This is a genomic window from Streptomyces sp. NPDC127114, assembly GCF_042677525.1.
GTDB lineage: Bacteria > Actinomycetota > Actinomycetes > Streptomycetales > Streptomycetaceae > Streptomyces.
Window position 1 is genome coordinate 43,665 of record NZ_JBHXTJ010000018.1, and the last position, 17,869, is coordinate 61,533.

Annotated in this window: 12 protein-coding genes; 7 read left to right on the plus strand and 5 right to left on the minus strand. The window is 71.2% G+C overall.

Translation table 11 applies throughout. The annotated features are described in order from the left end of the window. Positions 1 to 33: 33 nt before the first annotated feature. The 3 genes from ACFVGS_RS19705 to ACFVGS_RS19715 all read left to right on the plus strand — a co-directional run bounded on the left by ACFVGS_RS19705 (position 34) and on the right by ACFVGS_RS19715 (position 5,119). The gene (locus ACFVGS_RS19705; protein WP_384406914.1) at positions 34 to 2,256 is read left to right on the plus strand and encodes a WD40/YVTN/BNR-like repeat-containing protein; all 2,223 of its coding nucleotides are present in this window, start codon (positions 34 to 36) and stop codon (positions 2,254 to 2,256) included. Then, entirely contained in the window at positions 2,256 to 4,223 is a 1,968-nt protein-coding gene (locus ACFVGS_RS19710) for a beta-galactosidase (RefSeq protein ID WP_385693182.1), read from the plus strand. Before ACFVGS_RS19705 ends, ACFVGS_RS19710 begins: the two co-directional genes overlap by 1 nt. A gap of 179 nt (positions 4,224 to 4,402) precedes the next feature. Beyond that, the gene (locus tag ACFVGS_RS19715) at positions 4,403 to 5,119 is read left to right on the plus strand and encodes a hypothetical protein (RefSeq protein ID WP_384406910.1); all 717 of its coding nucleotides are present in this window, start codon (positions 4,403 to 4,405) and stop codon (positions 5,117 to 5,119) included. Between the two features lie 159 nt (positions 5,120 to 5,278). Here the strand turns inward: ACFVGS_RS19715 and ACFVGS_RS19720 are convergent, their stop codons facing one another. From ACFVGS_RS19720 to ACFVGS_RS19735, 4 genes are all read right to left on the minus strand, one after another. Further along, positions 5,279 to 6,283 (minus strand): LacI family DNA-binding transcriptional regulator, encoded by a 1,005-nt coding sequence (locus ACFVGS_RS19720; RefSeq protein WP_385693183.1) that lies wholly within the window; start codon positions 6,281 to 6,283, stop codon positions 5,279 to 5,281. 168 nt (positions 6,284 to 6,451) lie between these two features. Next, complete coding sequence (locus ACFVGS_RS19725; RefSeq protein WP_384406906.1) at positions 6,452 to 7,966, minus strand: glycoside hydrolase family 43 protein; 1,515 nt, start codon at positions 7,964 to 7,966, stop codon at positions 6,452 to 6,454. Between the two features lie 57 nt (positions 7,967 to 8,023). Beyond that, positions 8,024 to 10,159, minus strand: coding sequence for an alpha-galactosidase (locus ACFVGS_RS19730; protein ID WP_385693184.1), 2,136 nt, complete (start codon positions 10,157 to 10,159; stop codon positions 8,024 to 8,026). 394 nt (positions 10,160 to 10,553) lie between these two features. Beyond that, entirely contained in the window at positions 10,554 to 11,414 is an 861-nt protein-coding gene (locus ACFVGS_RS19735; protein WP_385693185.1) for a helix-turn-helix domain-containing protein, read from the minus strand. Positions 11,415 to 11,506: 92 nt separating this feature from the next. Between ACFVGS_RS19735 and ACFVGS_RS19740 the strand changes: the two genes are divergently transcribed. Then, positions 11,507 to 12,712, plus strand: a complete 1,206-nt coding sequence (locus ACFVGS_RS19740) for a Gfo/Idh/MocA family protein (protein ID WP_385693186.1) — start codon at positions 11,507 to 11,509, stop codon at positions 12,710 to 12,712. Between the two features lie 28 nt (positions 12,713 to 12,740). Here ACFVGS_RS19740 and ACFVGS_RS19745 read toward each other — a convergent pair whose 3' ends face one another. Further along, positions 12,741 to 13,541, minus strand: coding sequence for a helix-turn-helix domain-containing protein (locus ACFVGS_RS19745; RefSeq protein ID WP_385693227.1), 801 nt, complete (start codon positions 13,539 to 13,541; stop codon positions 12,741 to 12,743). A gap of 143 nt (positions 13,542 to 13,684) precedes the next feature. Here ACFVGS_RS19745 and ACFVGS_RS19750 point away from each other — a divergent pair, with 143 nt between their 5' ends. The 3 genes from ACFVGS_RS19750 to ACFVGS_RS19760 all read left to right on the plus strand — a co-directional run bounded on the left by ACFVGS_RS19750 (position 13,685) and on the right by ACFVGS_RS19760 (position 17,809). Beyond that, complete coding sequence (locus ACFVGS_RS19750) at positions 13,685 to 14,500, plus strand: phytanoyl-CoA dioxygenase family protein (RefSeq protein WP_385693187.1); 816 nt, start codon at positions 13,685 to 13,687, stop codon at positions 14,498 to 14,500. Between the two features lie 59 nt (positions 14,501 to 14,559). Then, positions 14,560 to 14,844 carry a hypothetical protein gene (locus ACFVGS_RS19755; protein ID WP_384407276.1) on the plus strand — a complete coding sequence of 95 codons (285 nt, stop codon included), beginning with the start codon at positions 14,560 to 14,562 and terminating at the stop codon, positions 14,842 to 14,844. Between the two features lie 112 nt (positions 14,845 to 14,956). Continuing rightward, entirely contained in the window at positions 14,957 to 17,809 is a 2,853-nt protein-coding gene (locus tag ACFVGS_RS19760; protein ID WP_385693228.1) for a glycoside hydrolase family 3 C-terminal domain-containing protein, read from the plus strand. Positions 17,810 to 17,869: the final 60 nt, after the last annotated feature.

Sequence of the window (17,869 nt, forward strand, 5' to 3'; positions counted from 1 at the left end):
GCTCTCCCCCTTTCGTCAGGACAGAGGTATGTCATGAGCAGGTTGCACCTCAGCAGGCGCTCCGTTCTTGCCGGTTCCGCTGCCGCCGCCGCGGTCGTCGCCCTGCCCGCGGTTTCGGGGCAGGCGCAGGCCGCCGCCCGCTCGTCCGTCGCCGAGAACGGCTACCGGTGGCGCACCGCCGCCATGGGCGGCACCGGGTTCATCAGCGGGGTGCTGTTCCACCCGTCGGTACCAGGGCTCGCCTACGCCAGGACCGACATCGGGGGCGCCTACCGCTGGGACGACCGCGCCGACCGCTGGATCCCGCTGACCGACCACCTCGGCTGGGACGACTGGAACCTCCTCGGCGTCGAGGCCATGGCCGTCGACCCGGCCCACCGGGACCGGCTGTACCTGGCCCTCGGCACGTACACGCAGCCCTGGGCCGGCAACGGGGCCGTGCTGCGGTCCGAGGACCGGGGTGCCACCTGGAAGCGCACGGACCTCACCGTGAAGCTCGGAGCCAACGAGGACGGGCGCGGATGCGGTGAACGGCTTCTGGTCGACCCGCGGAACTGCGACACCTTGTGGCTCGGCACCCGGCACGACGGGCTGCTCAAGTCGACGGACCGCGGCGCCACTTGGCAGCCCGCGGAATTCCCGGCCACCCCGCGCGCCACCGGTCAGGGCATCACCCTCCTGGTCGCCGCGGGCCGTACCGTCTACGCCGGCTGGGGCGACTCCGACGGCACCGCCGACCGCCCCAACCTGTACCGCACATCCGACGGAAGGACCTGGGAGCCCGTCCCAGGGCAGCCGACCGGCACCGCCGCGATGGTGCCGATCCGCGCCGCGTACGACCGCCTCACCCGCGAGCTGTACGTGACGTATGCCAACGCCCCCGGCCCCAACGGCCAGTCCGACGGCAGCGTGCACAAGCTGCTGACGACGAAGGGGAAGTGGACCGAGGTCACCCCCGTGAAGCCCGGCGGGGCGACGAGCGACGGCGGGACCGACGCCTTCGGCTACGGCGGCATCGCCGTAGACGCCCTTCGGCCGGGGACGCTCGTCGTGTCCACCAACAACCGCTGGGCCGAAGTCGACACCGTCTTCCGTTCCACCGACGGCGGCCGCACCTGGACGTCCCTGAAGGACGAGGCCGTCCTCGACGTCTCCGAGACCCCCTATCTCAAGTGGGGTGGCGACAAGCCCAAATTCGGCTGGTGGATCCAGGCCCTCGGCCTCGACCCGTTCGACTCCAGGCACGTCGTCTACGGCACCGGCGCGACCCTGTACGGCACGCGCGACCTCAGGAACTGGGCGCCGCAGATCCGCGGCCTGGAGGAGACCGCCATCCTCCACCTGATCTCGCCGCCGGTCGGAGAGGCGCATCTGATCAGCGGCAACGGCGACATCGGCGTGATGTACCACGAGTCGCTCACGGCATCCCCTTCACGCGGCATGGCGTCGAACCCCGTGTTCGGTTCGACGACGGGACTGGCCCAGGCCGCGGCCCGACCCTCGTACGTCGTGCGCACCGGCTGGAGCGGGAGCGCCAACGGCGCCTGGTCGAACGACGGCGGACAGACCTGGTCGCCCTTCGCGTCACAGCCGGCCGCCGCCAAGGACGCGCCCGGCCCGATCGTCACCAACGCCGACGGCAGTGTGCTGCTGTGGTCCCTCGGGTCCTCGAACGGCACCGTCAACCTGGCGTACCGCTCGACGGACAACGGCGCCACCTGGTCCGAGGCCACCTCCGTCCCGAAGGGTGCCGTCATGGTCGCGGACCCCGTGGACCCGACGCTCTTCTATGCCTACGACACGACCGCCGGCACGGTTCACGCCAGCACCGACAGCGGCCTGACCTTCACCGTCACGGCCACCGGCCTGCCCACGGGCGACGCGCAGTTCCAGCTGACCGCGGCACCGGGACGCTCCGGTGATCTGTGGCTCAGCGCCAAGGAGGCCGGGCTGTACCGCTCCACCGACGGCGGCGCCACCTTCACCAAGGTCGGCAGCTGCCAGTCCTCGCACACCCTGGGCTTCGGCAAGTCCGCCCCGGGCGCCACCTATCCGGCGATCTACCTGGTCGGCGCGACCGAGGGCTTCAACGCCGTCCACCGCTCCGACGACGAGGCGAAGAGCTGGGTGCGGATCAACGACGACCAGCACCAGTGGGGCTGGACCGGCCGGGTCATCACGGGCGATCCGCGCGTGTACGGCCGGGTCTACCTCGGCACCAACGGGCGCGGCGTGCAGTACGGGGAGCCCGTCTGATGCCCGATCTGAGCGACGCGACCCGCGGCCGCCTCCTCTTCGGCGGCGACTACAACCCGGAGCAGTGGCCCGAGGAGACCTGGCACGAGGACGTCCGGCTGATGAAAGCGGCCGGGGTCAACTCGGTCACCCTCGGTGTCTTCTCCTGGTCGACGCTGGAACCGGAGCCGGGGGCGAGGGAGTTCGGCTGGCTGGACACGCTGATGGACCTGATGCACGACAACGGCATCGGCGTCGTCCTCGCCACCCCGACCGCCTCGCCTCCGCCCTGGATGGGCCGACTGCACCCGGACACCCTGCCCGTCACCGAGGACGGCCGCACCGAGTGGTGGGGCGGCCGGCAGCACTTCTCTCACTCCAGCGCCACCTATCGGCGCTACGCCGCCGCCATCACCGAGGACCTCGCCGCCCGTTACGCCGGCCACCCGGCGCTGACGATGTGGCACGTCAACAACGAGTACTGCACCTTCGACTACGGCGACGAGGCCGCGGCCGCCTTCCGTCGCTGGCTGCGCGAGAGGTACGGCACGCTCGGCGCCCTCAACGAGGCCTGGGGCACCGCCTTCTGGAGCCAGGGTTACGACACCTGGGACGGCATCCTGCCGCCCCGCCTGCCTCACTACATGCGCAACCCCACCCAGGTGCTGGACTTCCGGCGCTTCACCTCCGACATGCTCCTGGAGTGCTACGTCGCCGAGCGGGACATCGTCCGCCGCCACACCCCGGACATCCCGGTCACCAGCAACTTCATGCCCCTGTGGATGGGCCAGGACGCCTGGCGCTGGGCCGAGGAGGAGGACGTGGTCTCCGTCGACATCTACCCGGATCCGCGCGACCCGCTGGGCGCCCAGAGCGGCGCCCTCGTCCAGGACATGACCCGCTCCCAGGCGCGCGGGCCGTGGATGCTCATGGAGCAGGCCGCCGGGCCCGTCAACTGGCGGGGCGTGAACCACCCCAAGCCCCGCGGTCTCAACCGGCTCTGGTCCCGGCAGGCCGTGGCCCGGGGTGCCGACGCCGTCTGCTACTTCCAGTGGCGGCAGTCCCGGCAGGGCGCGGAGAAGTTCCACTCCGGCATGCTCAGCCATGCCGGGGAGGAGGGCCGGACGTACCGGGAGGTCAAGCGGCTCGGTGCGGAGCTGGAGCGGATCGCCGTCGAGACGACCGGCCGGAACATCACCGCGGACATCGCGATCCTGCACGACTGGCACGCCTGGTGGGCCGGCGCCCAGGACGGCCGCCTGTCCGGCCAGGTGGAGTACCCGGACGTCCTGCGCGCCTGGCACCGAGCTCTCTGGCAGGCGCACCTCACCACCGACTTCGCCCACCCCGAGCACGACCTGACGGCGTACTCCGTGGTGATCGTGCCGCAGCTGTACGCCCTTACCGACGCGGCGATCGACAACCTCCTCGCCCATGTCCGCCGCGGCGGCACCCTCGTCTGCGGCTTCCACACCGGCGTCGCCGACGAGGACGACCGGGTGCGCCCCGGTGGCATGGATCCCCGGCTGCGCGAGCTGTTCGGCATCCGCACCCTGCACGAGTGGTGGCCGCTGGACGTGGGGGAGACCGTCGCCTGCGAGGGCTTCAGGGCGTCCCTGTGGTCGGAGGAGCTGGAGGCCGACGGTTCCGCCGACGAGAGCGTGCCGTACAAGGGCGGTGAACTCGACGGACTGCCCGCCGTCCTGCGCAAGGGCCGGGCCTGGTACGTCTCCACGCTCCCCGAGCCGGAGGCGCTGCGCGACCTGCTGGCCCGGATCGCCTCCGCCGCGGGCGTCCGGCCGGTGCTCGAGGGCCTCCCCGGGCAGGTCGAGGCCGTCCGCCGGGGCGAGGCGCTGTTCGTGCTCAACCACGGCCGCGAGCCGGTCACCGTCGAGGTGCCCGGCACCCACCACGATCTCCTCACGGGGACGTCCGTCACCGACGGGGTCACCCTCGGCCGCTACGGCGTGGCGGTGCTCCGGCCATGACCGCAGGCGACGGGCCCGTCCACGGAGCCGTCCGCACCAGTGGGCGCAACTGACATCGAAGTCAGGACTTCTTCCGGTGACGCGCAGCCGATCGGTCTCGTCGCCGGAGAGAGAACCACGTCCTCAGCCAGGGGGCGTGGTAGCACCCCCACAATTTCCCCACCCGTGGAAGGGACACCATGGTCAAAGGCACGATGCGCAAGATCACCATGGCGGTGCTGGCGCCGGCGATGGCTCTCGGTGCCACCGTCGGCCTGGCCTCCGCCCCCGCTTCGGCAGCGGTCTGGAACTCCTGCGACCGATGGGGCAGCACCAGCCTGGACGGCTACACGCTCTACAACAACATCTGGGGCTCCGGCGCCGGCAGCCAGTGTGTCTGGGCCAACTCCGGGACCGGCTGGGGCGTCTGGGCCGACCACCCCAACACCGGCGGCATCAAGTCCTACCCCAACGCAACCAAGAGGATCAACAAGACGATCGACTCGCTCGGCCGGCTCACCAGCAGCTACAACGTCAGCGTCCCGTCGTCCGGTGCGTACAACACGTCGTACGACATCTGGGACACCGACCACCAGTACGAGATCATGCTCTGGGTCAACGACAACGGAGCAGTAGGACCGATCGGTGGCTATCAGGGAAACGTCACCCTCGGCGGCCACAACTGGAACGTCTACAAGGGCACCAACGGGTCGAACCAGGTGTTCTCGTTCCTGCGGACGTCCGACTCCTACTCCGGCACCGTGGACGTCAAGCCGATCCTCCACTGGATCGCCCACACCAAGGGATGGATGCCCGGCAACGAGACCGTCGGCGATGTCCAGTTCGGCTATGAGATCACCTCGTCGTCCGGCGGACTCGACTTCCGTACCAACAACCTGACCATCAACGGCGGCTGATCCGACACCAGGGCCGAGGTCGGTCCCGCGTCCTCCTCAGGCGTGGTCGACCTTGGCCCGCAGTGTGTTGCAATACGCGAACGCGGACTCGACATCGGAGCGCCGCGTAGAGCTCGGGGGAACCGGTGGCGGGGTCGGACCCGGCCGCCGGTCCACGCGTCAGGGCGCCGATCCGCTACTCGCCCGCACCGTCAACTCGGGCGTGATCAGCAGGACTTCGTCGGTGCCGCGACCGTCGATCTTGGCGACCAGACGCTCCACCGCCTGCCTGCCCATCTCCTGCGCGGGGATGGAGACCGACGTCAGCCGCACCGACGCCTGGACGGCCACCTGTTCCGGGCAGATCGCGACCACCGACACGTCCTCGGGGACGGCGCGGCCCAGCCGGCGCAGCAGGGCGAGCAGCGGCTCGACCGCCTGCTCGTTCTGCACGACGAACCCGGAGGTGCCCGGGCGCTCATCGAGGATGCGGGTGAGGATGGCGGCCATCGCGTCGTAGCCGCCACCGCACGGCCGGTGCAACACCCTGATGCCCAACTCCCGCGCCCGGGACCGGATTCCGACGAGAGTCCGCTCGGCGAAGCCGGTGTGGCGTTCGTAGACAGCGGGGGCCTCGCCGATGACGGCGATGTCGCGATGGCCGAGCGTCGCCAGATGCTCGACGCACAACGCGCCGGTCGCCGTGAAGTCGAGGTCGACGCAGGTCAGTCCTGAGGTGTCGGCGGGCAGTCCGATCAGCACGGACGGCTGGTCGGTGCTGCGCAGCAACGGCAACCGCTCGTCCTCGAGTTCGACATCCATGAGGATCATCGCGTCGGCGAGCCCACTGCCGGTGATGCGGCGGACGGCTTCGGGCCCCTCCTCGCCGGTCAGCAGCAGCACGTCGTACCCGTGGGTCCGGGCCGTCGTGGCGACCGCGATGGCGATCTCCATCATCACCGGCACGTACATGTCGGTGCGCAGGGGAACCATCAGCGCGATGATGTTCGACCTGCTGCTGGCCAGGGCCCGCGCGCCCGCGTTCGGGTGGTATCCCAGCTCGCGGATGCTCTGCTCGACCTGCAGCCGGGTGGCCGCGGAGATGGGCCGCTTGCCGCTGAGGACATAGCTCACCGTGCTCGCCGACACTCCGGCGTGCCGGGCGACCTCGGCGAGGGTTACCATCCAGCTCTCCCAGCCTCATGAAGCGCTTCGATCGTCTGATCGAAATCATTCCTGCGTGAAATGTACGCCGACCCTAGCCCCAGCCTGGCGTGTTGTCCATACCTGAATTGAAGCGCTTCGACGGGCGGACTGCCCTCAGCCCCCGTCGGCAGGGGGAGGGGCCTCCGTTCAGCCGTCGAGGGGCTCGTAGTCGAACCAGTCGAAGTGGACGGTGCCTTCCGCGGCGTACATGCCGATGACCCGGCCCGTGAAGCCGCCGGCGACCTCGGTCGACAGGTAGCGGCCGTCGAGGGCCGCGAGCTCTGTGAACGTGCCGTCGGGCTGCTCGACGCCGAGAGAGACGACGTCGGGTCCCGTGCACGGTCCGGGCGGAGCCGGTGGTGCCGTGATCGTGACGGCGAGGACCACCGGCCCGGCGGGCACGGACCGCGCGGCCACGACCGTGCGCAGGGAGCCGACGCGCGCGACGGCCCGTACCTCCGTGCCGGACACCTCGATCGCGTAGTGGTGCCGCTCGTCGAGCCGGACGGCGAGGCCGCCGTCCCCCTCCGCGGCATCGACCAGAGTGCGCGCCCGGCACGCGAGGTGCTGCTGGCGCCGCCCGGTGAACACCACGTCGGGCTCGTCCAGGGAGCCTCCCCGCGCGCGGAGGGTCAGCCAGCCGGGGCGCTCCTTGGTGGTGCAGTGTGCGGCCGGCCGGTCGCGCACGGAGATCCAGGACGGTCGCAGTTCGGCGAGATCGAAGTCGTCTCGCTGCTGCTCGTCGGGGCCGGGGGAGAGCGGCCACGGGAGCTCGGTCAGGTCCAGGGCGACCTCGCCGACGACCGGCCATCCGTCCACCCAGGTCACGGGGGCGAGGAAGGTCTCCCGGCCGAGCACGTGCCAGCCCGGGGTGCCGCCGCCGGGCCGGACGCCGAGCAGCACCATCCACCAGGAGCTGTCGGGGCCTTGGATCAGATCGGCGTGGCCGGTGTTCTGGACGGGGTGGTCGGTGCCGCGGTGGCTGAGGATCGGGTTGGCCGGGCACGGCTCGAACGGGCCGGCAGGCGTAGGGCCGCGGGCGATCGAGACACCGTGGCCGCGCTCGGTGCCGCCCTCGGCGATGAGGAGGTACCAGTAGTCGCCGATCCGGTACAGGTGCGGCGCCTCCGGGGCCTTGGCGCCGGGCCCGCCGGACCAGAGCCGGTGTGGTGTTCCGTACGTCTGCCCGGTGGACGGGTCGAGACGGACCTGCGAGACCCCGGCGACCGTGCACCAGCAGGTGCCGTCCTCCTCCCACACCAGGTCGGGATCGATGCCGGGGACGCCCGGCGCCCGGATGGGGTCCGACCACGGTCCGGCGGGGTCGGTGGCCGTGACGATCAGGTTGCCGCCGCCCTCGCTGCAGTTGGTGACGATCAGCCAGAAGCGGCCGTCGTGGTGACGCAGAGTAGGGGCGTAGATACCGCCGGAGGACGGCATGTCGGCCGGCAGGCGCAACTGCTCGGGCCGGTCCAGGGCGTTGCCGATCTGCGTCCAGTGCACCAGGTCGCGGCTGTGGAAGAGGGGTACGCCGGGGAAGTACTCGAAGCTGGAGCAGGCCAGGTAGTAGTCGTCGCCGACGCGGCAGACGCTGGGGTCGGGGTGGAAGCCGGGGATCACGGGGTTGGCGAAGCGTGGCTCCGGCCGGTGCAGTGGTGGCACCCGAGAGGTCCTCTCGTCGATTCGTGAGGGAGTCGTGGCGTGGCGGGGCGGGGTGGTTCAGGGAGCGCCGGGGTCCGTGGGGGTGATGCGGAGCAGGACGGCGGACGGCGCGGTGGGCAGGGTCAGGCTCAGCTCGGCCGTGGCGGGCAGCCAGCCGGAGTCGGCCCGGCCGGCCGAGGGATAGAGCAGGTCGACACGGGCGGGGCTGTCCCGCAGGTGGGGCAGGTGAAGCGTCGCCGTGGCGTCGGTTCCCGGGCGGCGCCAGGCCGTGAGGTAGGTGGTCGCGGGGGTGTGCAGGGCCAGGGCGATCCAGGGGTCGTCCCAGGCGGGAAGGCCCAGTGGCCAGGACGGCACGGCGTGCGGCAGGTCGGCGCGGATGGCCTTGTACACGGCCACCGCCTCGTGGACCAGGGCGCGCGCCTCCGGCGCGAGCTCGGGAAGACGGCCGGAGAGATGGATCCGGCCGAGCAGCGCGTTGGCCATGGTGAAGGCCACCTCGTCGAGGGAGTCCTCCGGCCGCGGGTACGCCCAGACGGCACCCTGTTCGGGGGTGACGGCGGTGGGCGCGGAGGCCGCGATGGGCGCGTAGAGGTGGAGGTTCTGCTGGTCGCTGGTGGACTGCAGCTGCAGCCGGGAGAGCATGGCGTCGTCCCAGCGCATGCCGCCGGAGGCGCAGTTCTCCACCACCAGGTGCGGATGCCGGTCGAGGACGCCGTCGAGCCAGTCGAGGTGCGCCCGGTTGTGGCCGAGCAGGCCGGCGCCCGGGGTCTCGCCGGGGTGGGCGCTGGTGCCGGAACCGGGGTCGATGTTGTGGTCGAGCTTGAGGTAGCCGACGCCCCACTCGCCGACCAGGCGGTCCACGACCCGGTCCAGGTGGGCTCGGGCGGCGGGGTGGCGCAGGTCCAGATGGTGCCTGCCGGTCTCCGCCAGGCGGGCGCCGTCGCGGCGGAAGAACGCCTCGTCGGGCAGGGACTTGGCCATCGGGCTGTGGACGCCGATGACTTCCGGCTCCAGCCACAGGCCGGGAACCATGCCGCGTCGGCGAATGTGGTCCAGTACCTCGTGGATCCCCCTCTCGCCGGGGAAGCGCGAGGCGGCCGGCTCCCAGGCGCCGACGCTGGTCCACCAGCCGCCGCCACCGTCGTCGTACCAGCCCGCGTCGATGACGAAGTGCTCGGCGCCGGCTTCGGCCGCCGCGTCGATCAGCGGCAGCAGCTTGTCGGTGGTGGGGTCGCCCATCAGGCAGTTCATGTAGTCGTTGAAGATGACGGGCAGGCGCTGGTGGTCGGCATGAGGGCGGCGCCGGGCGCGGCGGTAGCGGGTCAGCGCGGCGAACGCGGAGTCGGGGCCGCCGTCGGCGCTGAAGGCCAGGGCGGCGGGTACGGTGCGAAAGACAGCGCCGGGTTCCAGGGGGTGCCGCCAGCCGTGGTGGGTGTCGGTGGGCCCGAACAGCGCGGCGTAGGCCGTCTCTTCGTGCTCCTGGCACTCCCAGCGCCAGCCCCCGCCGTTGTGCTCGATCTGCCACACCCAACTGCGGCCGGTGCGCCGGTCCGTCAGGCCGCCCATGGGCAGGTGTCCGCAACTGGACCAGGTTCCCTGTCCGTTCAGGGCGAAGCCGGCCTTGCCGTGTCCGTACGTCACGCGTCCGCTGACGCCGGGTGTGGTCCGGCGCATCGACTGTCGCTGCCAACGGCACTCGGCCAGCCAGTCGTTGTCCGCCCACAGCAGGTCGGCCGCGTCGACGGCCGCCGGGTCCCGTGGGGCGAGGCAGCCCACCACGAGCGAGCTGACCGACTCCAGGTGCACGGTGGTGTGCCCCTCGTTGCGCAGCGTCACTTCACTGCGGAGCACGGGGATGCCGTCCGGCGACCGGTAGGTCACCTCCGCGACCAGCCCGGTCTCCGGGTCGTGGAGCTGCACGGTCAGCGTGTGCCAGTCGCCGTCGCGGGCCGCGCGGTGGGCCCGGTGGCGCAGCCGCCCGCCGAGAGCGGTTCCGACCAGACGGCTGCCCGACCAGTCCCGGCCGTGCCCCGCGGCCGTCACCTCCACCAGGGGGAGGGACGCACCGGGGACTCTCCGAGCCTCGCCGGGCGGTCCGAGGTGCGTGAGGCGCGGGCTGCCGTCGTCGTCGAGGACGAAGTCGAGGCGAAGGGCCTCGTGCCCCCAGTGGAAGGTCCCTTGTTCCTTGGCCATGGCGGCCCTTTCGAGGTCGGTGCCGGACGGTTCCTCGGGACGGAGTGTCGAGTCGTGCTCTGACGGACCTGCACGGGGCCGGACGGCGGTGGTTGTCGAAGCGCTTCACCATTCCGGACGTCAAGCTAACGGACGAGTTTCGCGAGAGGCAAGGGCCCGTACCGCGAGACTGTCACCCCGGCCGGTTCATTGGTGGACTGTCAGGAAGAACGTACAGGCGAAGCGCTTCGACAGCACGCTTCAGAACCAGCTCCACAACGAGAGGTCATCCGGCGGTCAGGGTGACGGCTCCCCAGGACGGGGCTTCTGGTTGTGGAACCGTTCGGTTCCGTCGCAGGACAGCAGGCACGCCGCATGTTCTCGTCAAGCCGCCCGGCAAGGGCTGCCGGGCACGTCAGAGCCCGCGTCCGTGCCGGAATCGTGCCGGGGTGGTTCCGCACGCGTCGGTGAAGGCTCGGTAGAAGCGGCTGACCGAGCCGAAGCCGGCGGCCACGGCCACCTGGCTCACGGGAAGGCCGGTGGTCACCAGCAACCGGCGTGCCTCGGCGAGCCGATACAGCTTCACGTAGTCGCCGATCGTGGTACGCACGACCTTGCGGAACTGGGCCATGGCGTAGGTCGGGTGGACATTCGCCGCCGCGGCGACGTCCGCGACGGTGATCGGCTCGCGGAAGTGATGTGCGATGTACCGCGCCATGGACACCGCCTGACGCAGGGACGGGGCGTCACCGGCAGGTCGGCGTACCGGATCGCCGTCCGCGGCAAGCGCCAGGCGTCGGACGCGCGCTTGTACCTCCAGCATCGTGATGCGGTGCAGTTCGTCGTCGCCCGCGGCCAGATCAGCGGCCCACTGGGTGAACTTCGCCGGATCGCTCGCGTCGGCACGGGCTGCGGGAGCGATCACCGGCACACCCGAGAGCACACGCGTGAGGAGCGGTTGGGGCAGCCCCCAGGCGAGGAACTGGTCGAAGGGCACGTGCAGCCAGTGCGCGCGCGTCGCCTGGCTCGCCACCAACTGGTGCGGGATCGCGGCCCAGAACACGGCGAGGCCGCCCACCGCGACTTCGAGGAGTTCGCCTCCGTAGAGGTAGAGCATCGACCCACCGTCGGTCACGAAGTTGATTTCCAGGTCGTCGTGCCGGTGCGCTGCCTCCATCAGCGTCGGGCGTCCGGCCCAGCCGCGCAGGTACGAGGGTTCGTCGACCAGAGCACCCTGAGGATCCAAGAAGTTCTCGCTTCGAAACGGTGCAGACATCGCGTGGAGTCGGATCCTATCGTCGTGGAGCAGTGCCGAAGCCCGCACCGTCATGCGACCGGCACCAGCTCGCACCCCATCCCACGTTCCTGATGGAGATTCGCGTGTTCTCACTCGGCATCGTCGGCGCCGGCCAGTTCGCCGGTTCGTTCGCCAAACTCTGGCGCCTGCACCCGAACGTCGGTGACATCAAGGTCACCGACCTGCTCCCGGAGCGCGCCGAGCGGCTCGTCACCGAGCATGACCTCGCCGGCACCCTCCCCTCGTTCGCGGCCATGCTCGACTCCGACCTCGACGCCATCGCGCTGTTCACCCAGCGCTGGACCCACGGCCCCCTCGCCGTGCAGGCGCTGCGCGCGGGCAAGGACGTCTACAGCGCGGTCCCCATGGGCGTGACCGAGGCCGAGATCGCGGACATCATCGCAGCGGTCGAGGAGACCGGCCGGATCTACATGATGGGCGAGACGAGCTACTACCACCCGGCGACCGTCTACGCGCGCGCCCAGATCGCCGCGGGAGCGTTCGGCCGGATCTTCTACGCGGAAGGCGACTACGTCCACGACATGGACTGGGGCTTCTACGACGCCTACAAGTACAGCGGCGGCGAGAACTGGAAGTCCACCGCCAGCTACCCGCCGCTGCTCTACCCCACGCACTCGATCGGCGGAGTCCTCGGCGCCTGGCAGACGCACGCCGTGAGCGTCTCGGCGATCGGCGTTCCGGACGAGCGCGGCGACGGCGTGTTCGACCGCGAGATCAGCCAGTTCGACAACGACTTCTCCAACGCGACCGCACTGTTCGAAGTCGCAGGTGGCGGCAGCTTCCGCACGAACGAGTTCCGCAGGGTCGGATACATCGGCAAGGAGTCACGCTTCCGCTACTTCGGCACGGAAGCCGTCCTCGAACAACTCGGCTCGGTCAGCCTGTGGCAGGACAAGAAGGGCGAGCGCGACGTCACCGCGCACCTGCACCCCGTACCCACCCTCACACCGGACGACCCGGCGCTCGCCCACGTCGCCCCGGAACTGCGCGACGCCTTCACCTCCGGTACCGCACCCGTCCACGACCGCTCCCGACTCCCGCGCGAGTTCGCGCACGCACCCAACGGCCACGAGGGCAGTCACCACTTCCTCGCCGACGACTTCGCCACCGCGGTCACCACACGAACGCCTCCACCACTGCACGCGTGGACCGCCGCCCGCTACACCCTCCCCGGCATCGTCGCCCACCGATCCGCCCTCCAGGCCGGCGTACGCCTCCCCGTCCCGGACCACGGAGACGGCCCCCGAAGGGCGTAGCCCCACGATGAGGAGGGTGCCGCCGGCCCTACTGAGCCGCGCTGTCGCGCGGGGCGGGGCCGGCGGTACGGATGCCGCGAGGTGACGCCCCGAGTTCACGCCGGCAGGCCTTGTTGAACGCCTGGAGGTCGGGGATGCCGACCGAGGCGGCGACGGCGGGGATGGAGAGCGTGGTGGCCCGCAGGAAATGGCGTGCGCGTTCCATCCGGCGGGCCCGGATGTAGCCGACGACGGTTTCCCCGGTGGCGGCGCGGAAGAGCCGGGTCAGGTGGTTGTGGGAGACGCCGGCAGCCTTCGCGATCTCCGGCACCGTCAGGGACTCCGTCAGCCTCGCCTCGATCAGCGCCGCCGCGGTCGCCACCGCCGGATGGACTGCCCGGGCGCTCTGCTCCCGCCGCGGGGTGAGCATGGCGATCCGCCACAGGGCGGCCCACACCTCGGCGGTGGCCCGGGCCGGGGTGTTCGGCCAGGCGGCCAGTGCCTGCCGCAACTGCGTGGTGAGCAGGTCCAGTTCGGGTCCGGTGCGCTGGATCACCGGAATGCTGTGGGGTGTTCCCTCCGATCCCAGACGGAGGTGCGCGTAGAGGTGCTCGGAGCGGCCCCGGTAGCGGTAACGCACCTCGGTTCCGGGCGGCACGAGGCTGACCCGCCCGGGGCGGATCGCGTGCTCGGTGCCGTCGACCGTCAAGTCGGCGTCGTAGCCGTACAGATGGAGCTGCCACAAGTCCGGTAGTTGGAACACGTCCACCTGGCCGGCCGGACCGTGCACGCCGATGCCGACGGTGGCGAGGGTGGGAGGGGCGTCGAGATGGGCGAGGACCGTCTGCATGCTCACGTGTTCTACCACGGCGGACGCGGCCACTCCTGGGACGCGGTCGTCGACATACGTGGCGGACGCGACGGTGAAAATCGACCAGTGGAGGGTGAATGCGGCCCACGCGGTGCGCGCGGGCCGGACCTAGCGTGGCCGTCATGGAGAACAGGCGACAACTGCTGAACTCGGTTCAGATGGCGCGCTTCGTGGCGCGCGGGTCACTGCGGATGGACGCGGTGGTTCCGGCGGAGATGAACGCCGAGGGTCTGGCGGTACTGGCGGGCGGGGTGCCGCCGGTGCCGTACGGGACGCCGCTGTCCGACGCATACGCGAAGGGCACCTTCGTCCGCAGGCTGCTGGAACTGCCGCGGGTGGCAGGGGCACTGCGCAGCCTGGTCGGCCCGGAGCCGTGGGTGGACCACCACTTCGTGCACACCCGCGAGCCTCACGAAGGCGCCGCGCAGCCACTGCACGGGGACGCCATCATCGACGTCCGACCGGACGCCTTCGACGTCCAGTTGATGTACTACCCGCAGGCCGTGACGCTGGAGATGGGCGGAACGCTCAGCGTGCCGGGCAGCCATCTGCGGCGGATCAACGAATCGGACACCGGCCGCTACCAGAACCTGCGCGGTCAGGACCGGTTGGTCTGCCCGGCCGGCACGGTGGTGCTTCTGCACCACGGAATCTGGCACGGGGGCCGGCGCAACGACAGCGACATCCTCCGCTACATGTTCAAGATCCGCTTCAATCCCAGGGTGCGTCAACGACGTCTGTGGGACACCTCGGATCTCCAGGACCCGCAGGTGACCGCGGAGCTGGACGTGATGTTCCCGTGGTACGAGGGAGCGACCGGCCGGCTGGAGCGGTACAACCGCATCCTGCTGTGGCGGGAGCTGACCGGCGACGACGGCTTCGACCTCGACCACTGGGTGACCAGGGTCTCCAACCGCCCGAAGGAGACCGTGGCATGACGACCGAAGCGATCCCACCCGCGCCGGCGGACGCCGGAGACGGCACCGCCGCCCCGGTGCTGCGGCAGCAGGTGCTCGTGCTGTACCTGGCGAGCTCGGCGCTTGACTCCCATGTCGTCGGCTGGTCGCGCTACGACGGCACCGGCCGCACCTCGCCCACCACGGGTGACGGCGACGAGCCGCCGTACGAGTCGGGGGTGGCCGCGTTGCAGGACGGTTGGCGGCTGTTCCAGGCCGCCCAACTGATCCCGCCGTATCCGGGTCACGAATACGACGTCTCCTTCCTCAAGCACGAATTCTTCTTCGAACGGGTCGTCGACGTACGGGCGCAGACCGGGCCCTGACGCCGAATCGCTCGCGCTCATTGACAGGTCATGGAGCTGAATGGGACCGTCGAAGCGCTTCGACGAACGGTCACCGCAACCAGCTCGCCCGAGGGGTTTCCACGTGAGTTCCGTGCCCGTGCACGCGTCCGCTTCCGAGCCGCCCGATTTCCGCAATCCTGCGCTGCCACTGCAGAAGCGCGTCGACGACCTGCTCTCACGGCTCACGCCCGAAGAGCGGATCGCGATGCTGCACCAGTACGTGCCGGCCGTCCCACGGCTCGGCCTCGCTGCCTTCCGCACGGGCAGCGAGGCCCTGCACGGCGTCTCCTGGCTGGGGTTGGCGACGGTCTTCCCGCAGGCCGTCGGCCTCGGCGCCACCTGGGACGAGGACCTGGTGCGCAGGGTCGCCGAGGCCGTCTCCGTCGAGCTGCGGGCCTTCCACCACCACCGCCGGCCCGCCACCGGCGGCGGCCTTCACAGCCTGCAGGCCTGGGCGCCCGTCCTGAACCTGCTGCGCGACCCGCGCTGGGGGCGTAACGAGGAGGGCTACTCCGAGGACCCGGTGCACACCGCCCGGCTCGGCGAGGCATACTGCCGCGGCCTGGCCGGCGACCATCCGACCTACCTGCGGACGGCTCCCGTCCTCAAGCACTTCCTCGCCTACAACAACGAGGACGACCGCTGCACCACCTCCTCCGGACTGCGCCCGCGCGTCCTCCACGAGTACGACCTGGCCGCCTTCCGGCCCGTCGTCGCCTCCGGCGCCGCGACCGGAGCCATGGCCGCGTACAACCTGGTCAACGGCCGCCCCTGCCACATCAGCCCGCTGATCGAGACCGAGCTGCGCCGCTGGGCGCGGCCCACCGGACACGAGCTGTTCGTGGTGAGCGACGCCGACGCCCCCTCCAACCTGGTCGACCCGGAGCACTACTTCGACGACCACGCCGAGTCCCACGCCGCCGCCCTCAAAGCCGGCATCGACAGCTTCACCGACCACGACCAGGACAGCGCCACGCCGGTCGGCCGACTGCGCGAGGCGCTGGAGCGCGGCCTGATGGAACAGGCCGACGTGGACCGCGCGGTGCGTCGCCAGCTCGAACTCCGCTTCCGCCTCGCCGAGTTCGACCCGGACCTCGACCCGTACGCCGGGATCGCCCCGGAGGTGATCGACTGCCCCGAGCACCGCGCCCTGGCGCGGCACGCCGCGACGGAGTCCGTCGTCCTGCTGAAGAACGAGGGCCTGCTGCCGCTGGACCCGGCCCGCACGTCACGGATCGCCGTCATCGGCCCACTCGCCGACACGCTGTGCGAGGACTGGTACAGCGGCACCATGCCCTACCAGGCGACCGTCGCCGACGGCCTCGCCGCCGCACTCGGCGCCCACGGCGGCGAGGTGGTCCGGGTGGAGGGCGCCGACCGTATCGCGCTGCGCTCCCGCACCACCGGCGACCTCCTCGGCAAGACCGCCTTCGACGTGACCGACTGGGGCCGCGGCACACTGACCCTCCGCGCCGCCGGCACCGGCCACTACCTGAGCCTCAAGGACGACGCCACCGTGGCGGCCGACCAGAAGACGCTCAAGAACTGGTTCGTCAAGGAGACCTTCCGGCTCGAACCGGCCGGGGAGGACACGGTGCTGCTGCGCTCCGTGCTCACCGGCCGCTACGCCGCCGTGGATCCCACCGACGACCGCGTCACCGTGACCGCCGAAGCCCCGGACTCCGCCGAACGCTGGGAGAGAGAGCCGCTGCGCGACGGCGCGGCCGAGGCCCGGGCTGCCGCCGAGGCGGCCGACGCGGCGGTCGTCGTCCTCGGCAACCACCCCGTGATCAACGGCCGTGAGACCGAGGACCGCGCGGACATCGAGCTGCCCGCGGGGCAGGAGGAGCTGCTCCGCGCGGTCGCGGCCGTGCGCCCGGAAACGGTGCTCGTGGTGATGAGCAGTTACCCGTACGCCGTCGACTGGGCCGACGAGCACCTGCCCGCCGTGGTGTGGACCTCCCACGGCGGACAGGAGACGGGCCACGGGCTGGCCGCCGTGCTGCTGGGCGAGGCCGAGCCCGCCGGACGCCTGCCGCAGACCTGGTACCGGGGCGACGACCCGCTGCCGGCCCCGCTCGACTACGACATCATCAAGGCCGGCTGGACCTACCAGTACCACCGGCCGACGCCTCTCTACCCCTTCGGCCACGGCCTGTCGTACACCGACTTCTCCTACCGCGACCTGCGGTTGTCGCGGTCCTCGACCGGCCAGGGCGGCGCGGTCGACCTCACGGTGACCCTGGTCAACAGCGGCGCCCGGGCCGGCAGCGAGGTGGTGCAGCTCTACGTGCGGGCGCTCCACGCCCGTCACGAGGTGCCCAGGCTCCGCCTGGCCGACTTCCGCAAGGTGCGCCTGGAACCGGGGGAGAGCACCGAGGTGACGTTCCGACTGCCGGCCGAACGGCTCGCCCACTGGGATGTCGCCACCTCCGCCTTCACCGTCGATCCCGGCGACTACGAGATCGTCGTCGCCCGCTCCGCCGACCACCTGGTCCTCACCGCACCGCTGACGGTGACCGGGCCGGCCCCGGCGCCCAGGGTCGTCGTGGAGCGGCGCACCCTGGCGGTCGACTTCGACGACTACGCGGACGTCACCCTCGTCGACGCCACTCGGACCGACGGTGACGCGCTCACGCCCACCGACCCCGCTCGGCCCGGGACACTTCTCTTCCGCGACGTCGACCTCTCCGGGGCCGTACGGATCGAGGCCGAGACCGCCCGCGAGGACGCCGGACCCGGTGAGGCGCGGCTGGTCGTCCGGGCGGGCGACCAGGTGCTGGCCGAGCTCGACGTTCCCCGCACCGGGGACCGCTACGCATGGCAGACCGTCGCAGGCGAACTGGCCACCCCGCCCGAGGGCGTCCACGACCTGCGCCTGACCCTGCACGGCGACTTCCGCCTCTCCGCCTTCCGCTTCGGCAGCTCTGGCGGAGCCGACTGACCGCTTGCGCGCGCCCCGTGAGCCGGGCGGCCCGTCCGACGGGGGGAGGACGGGCCGCCC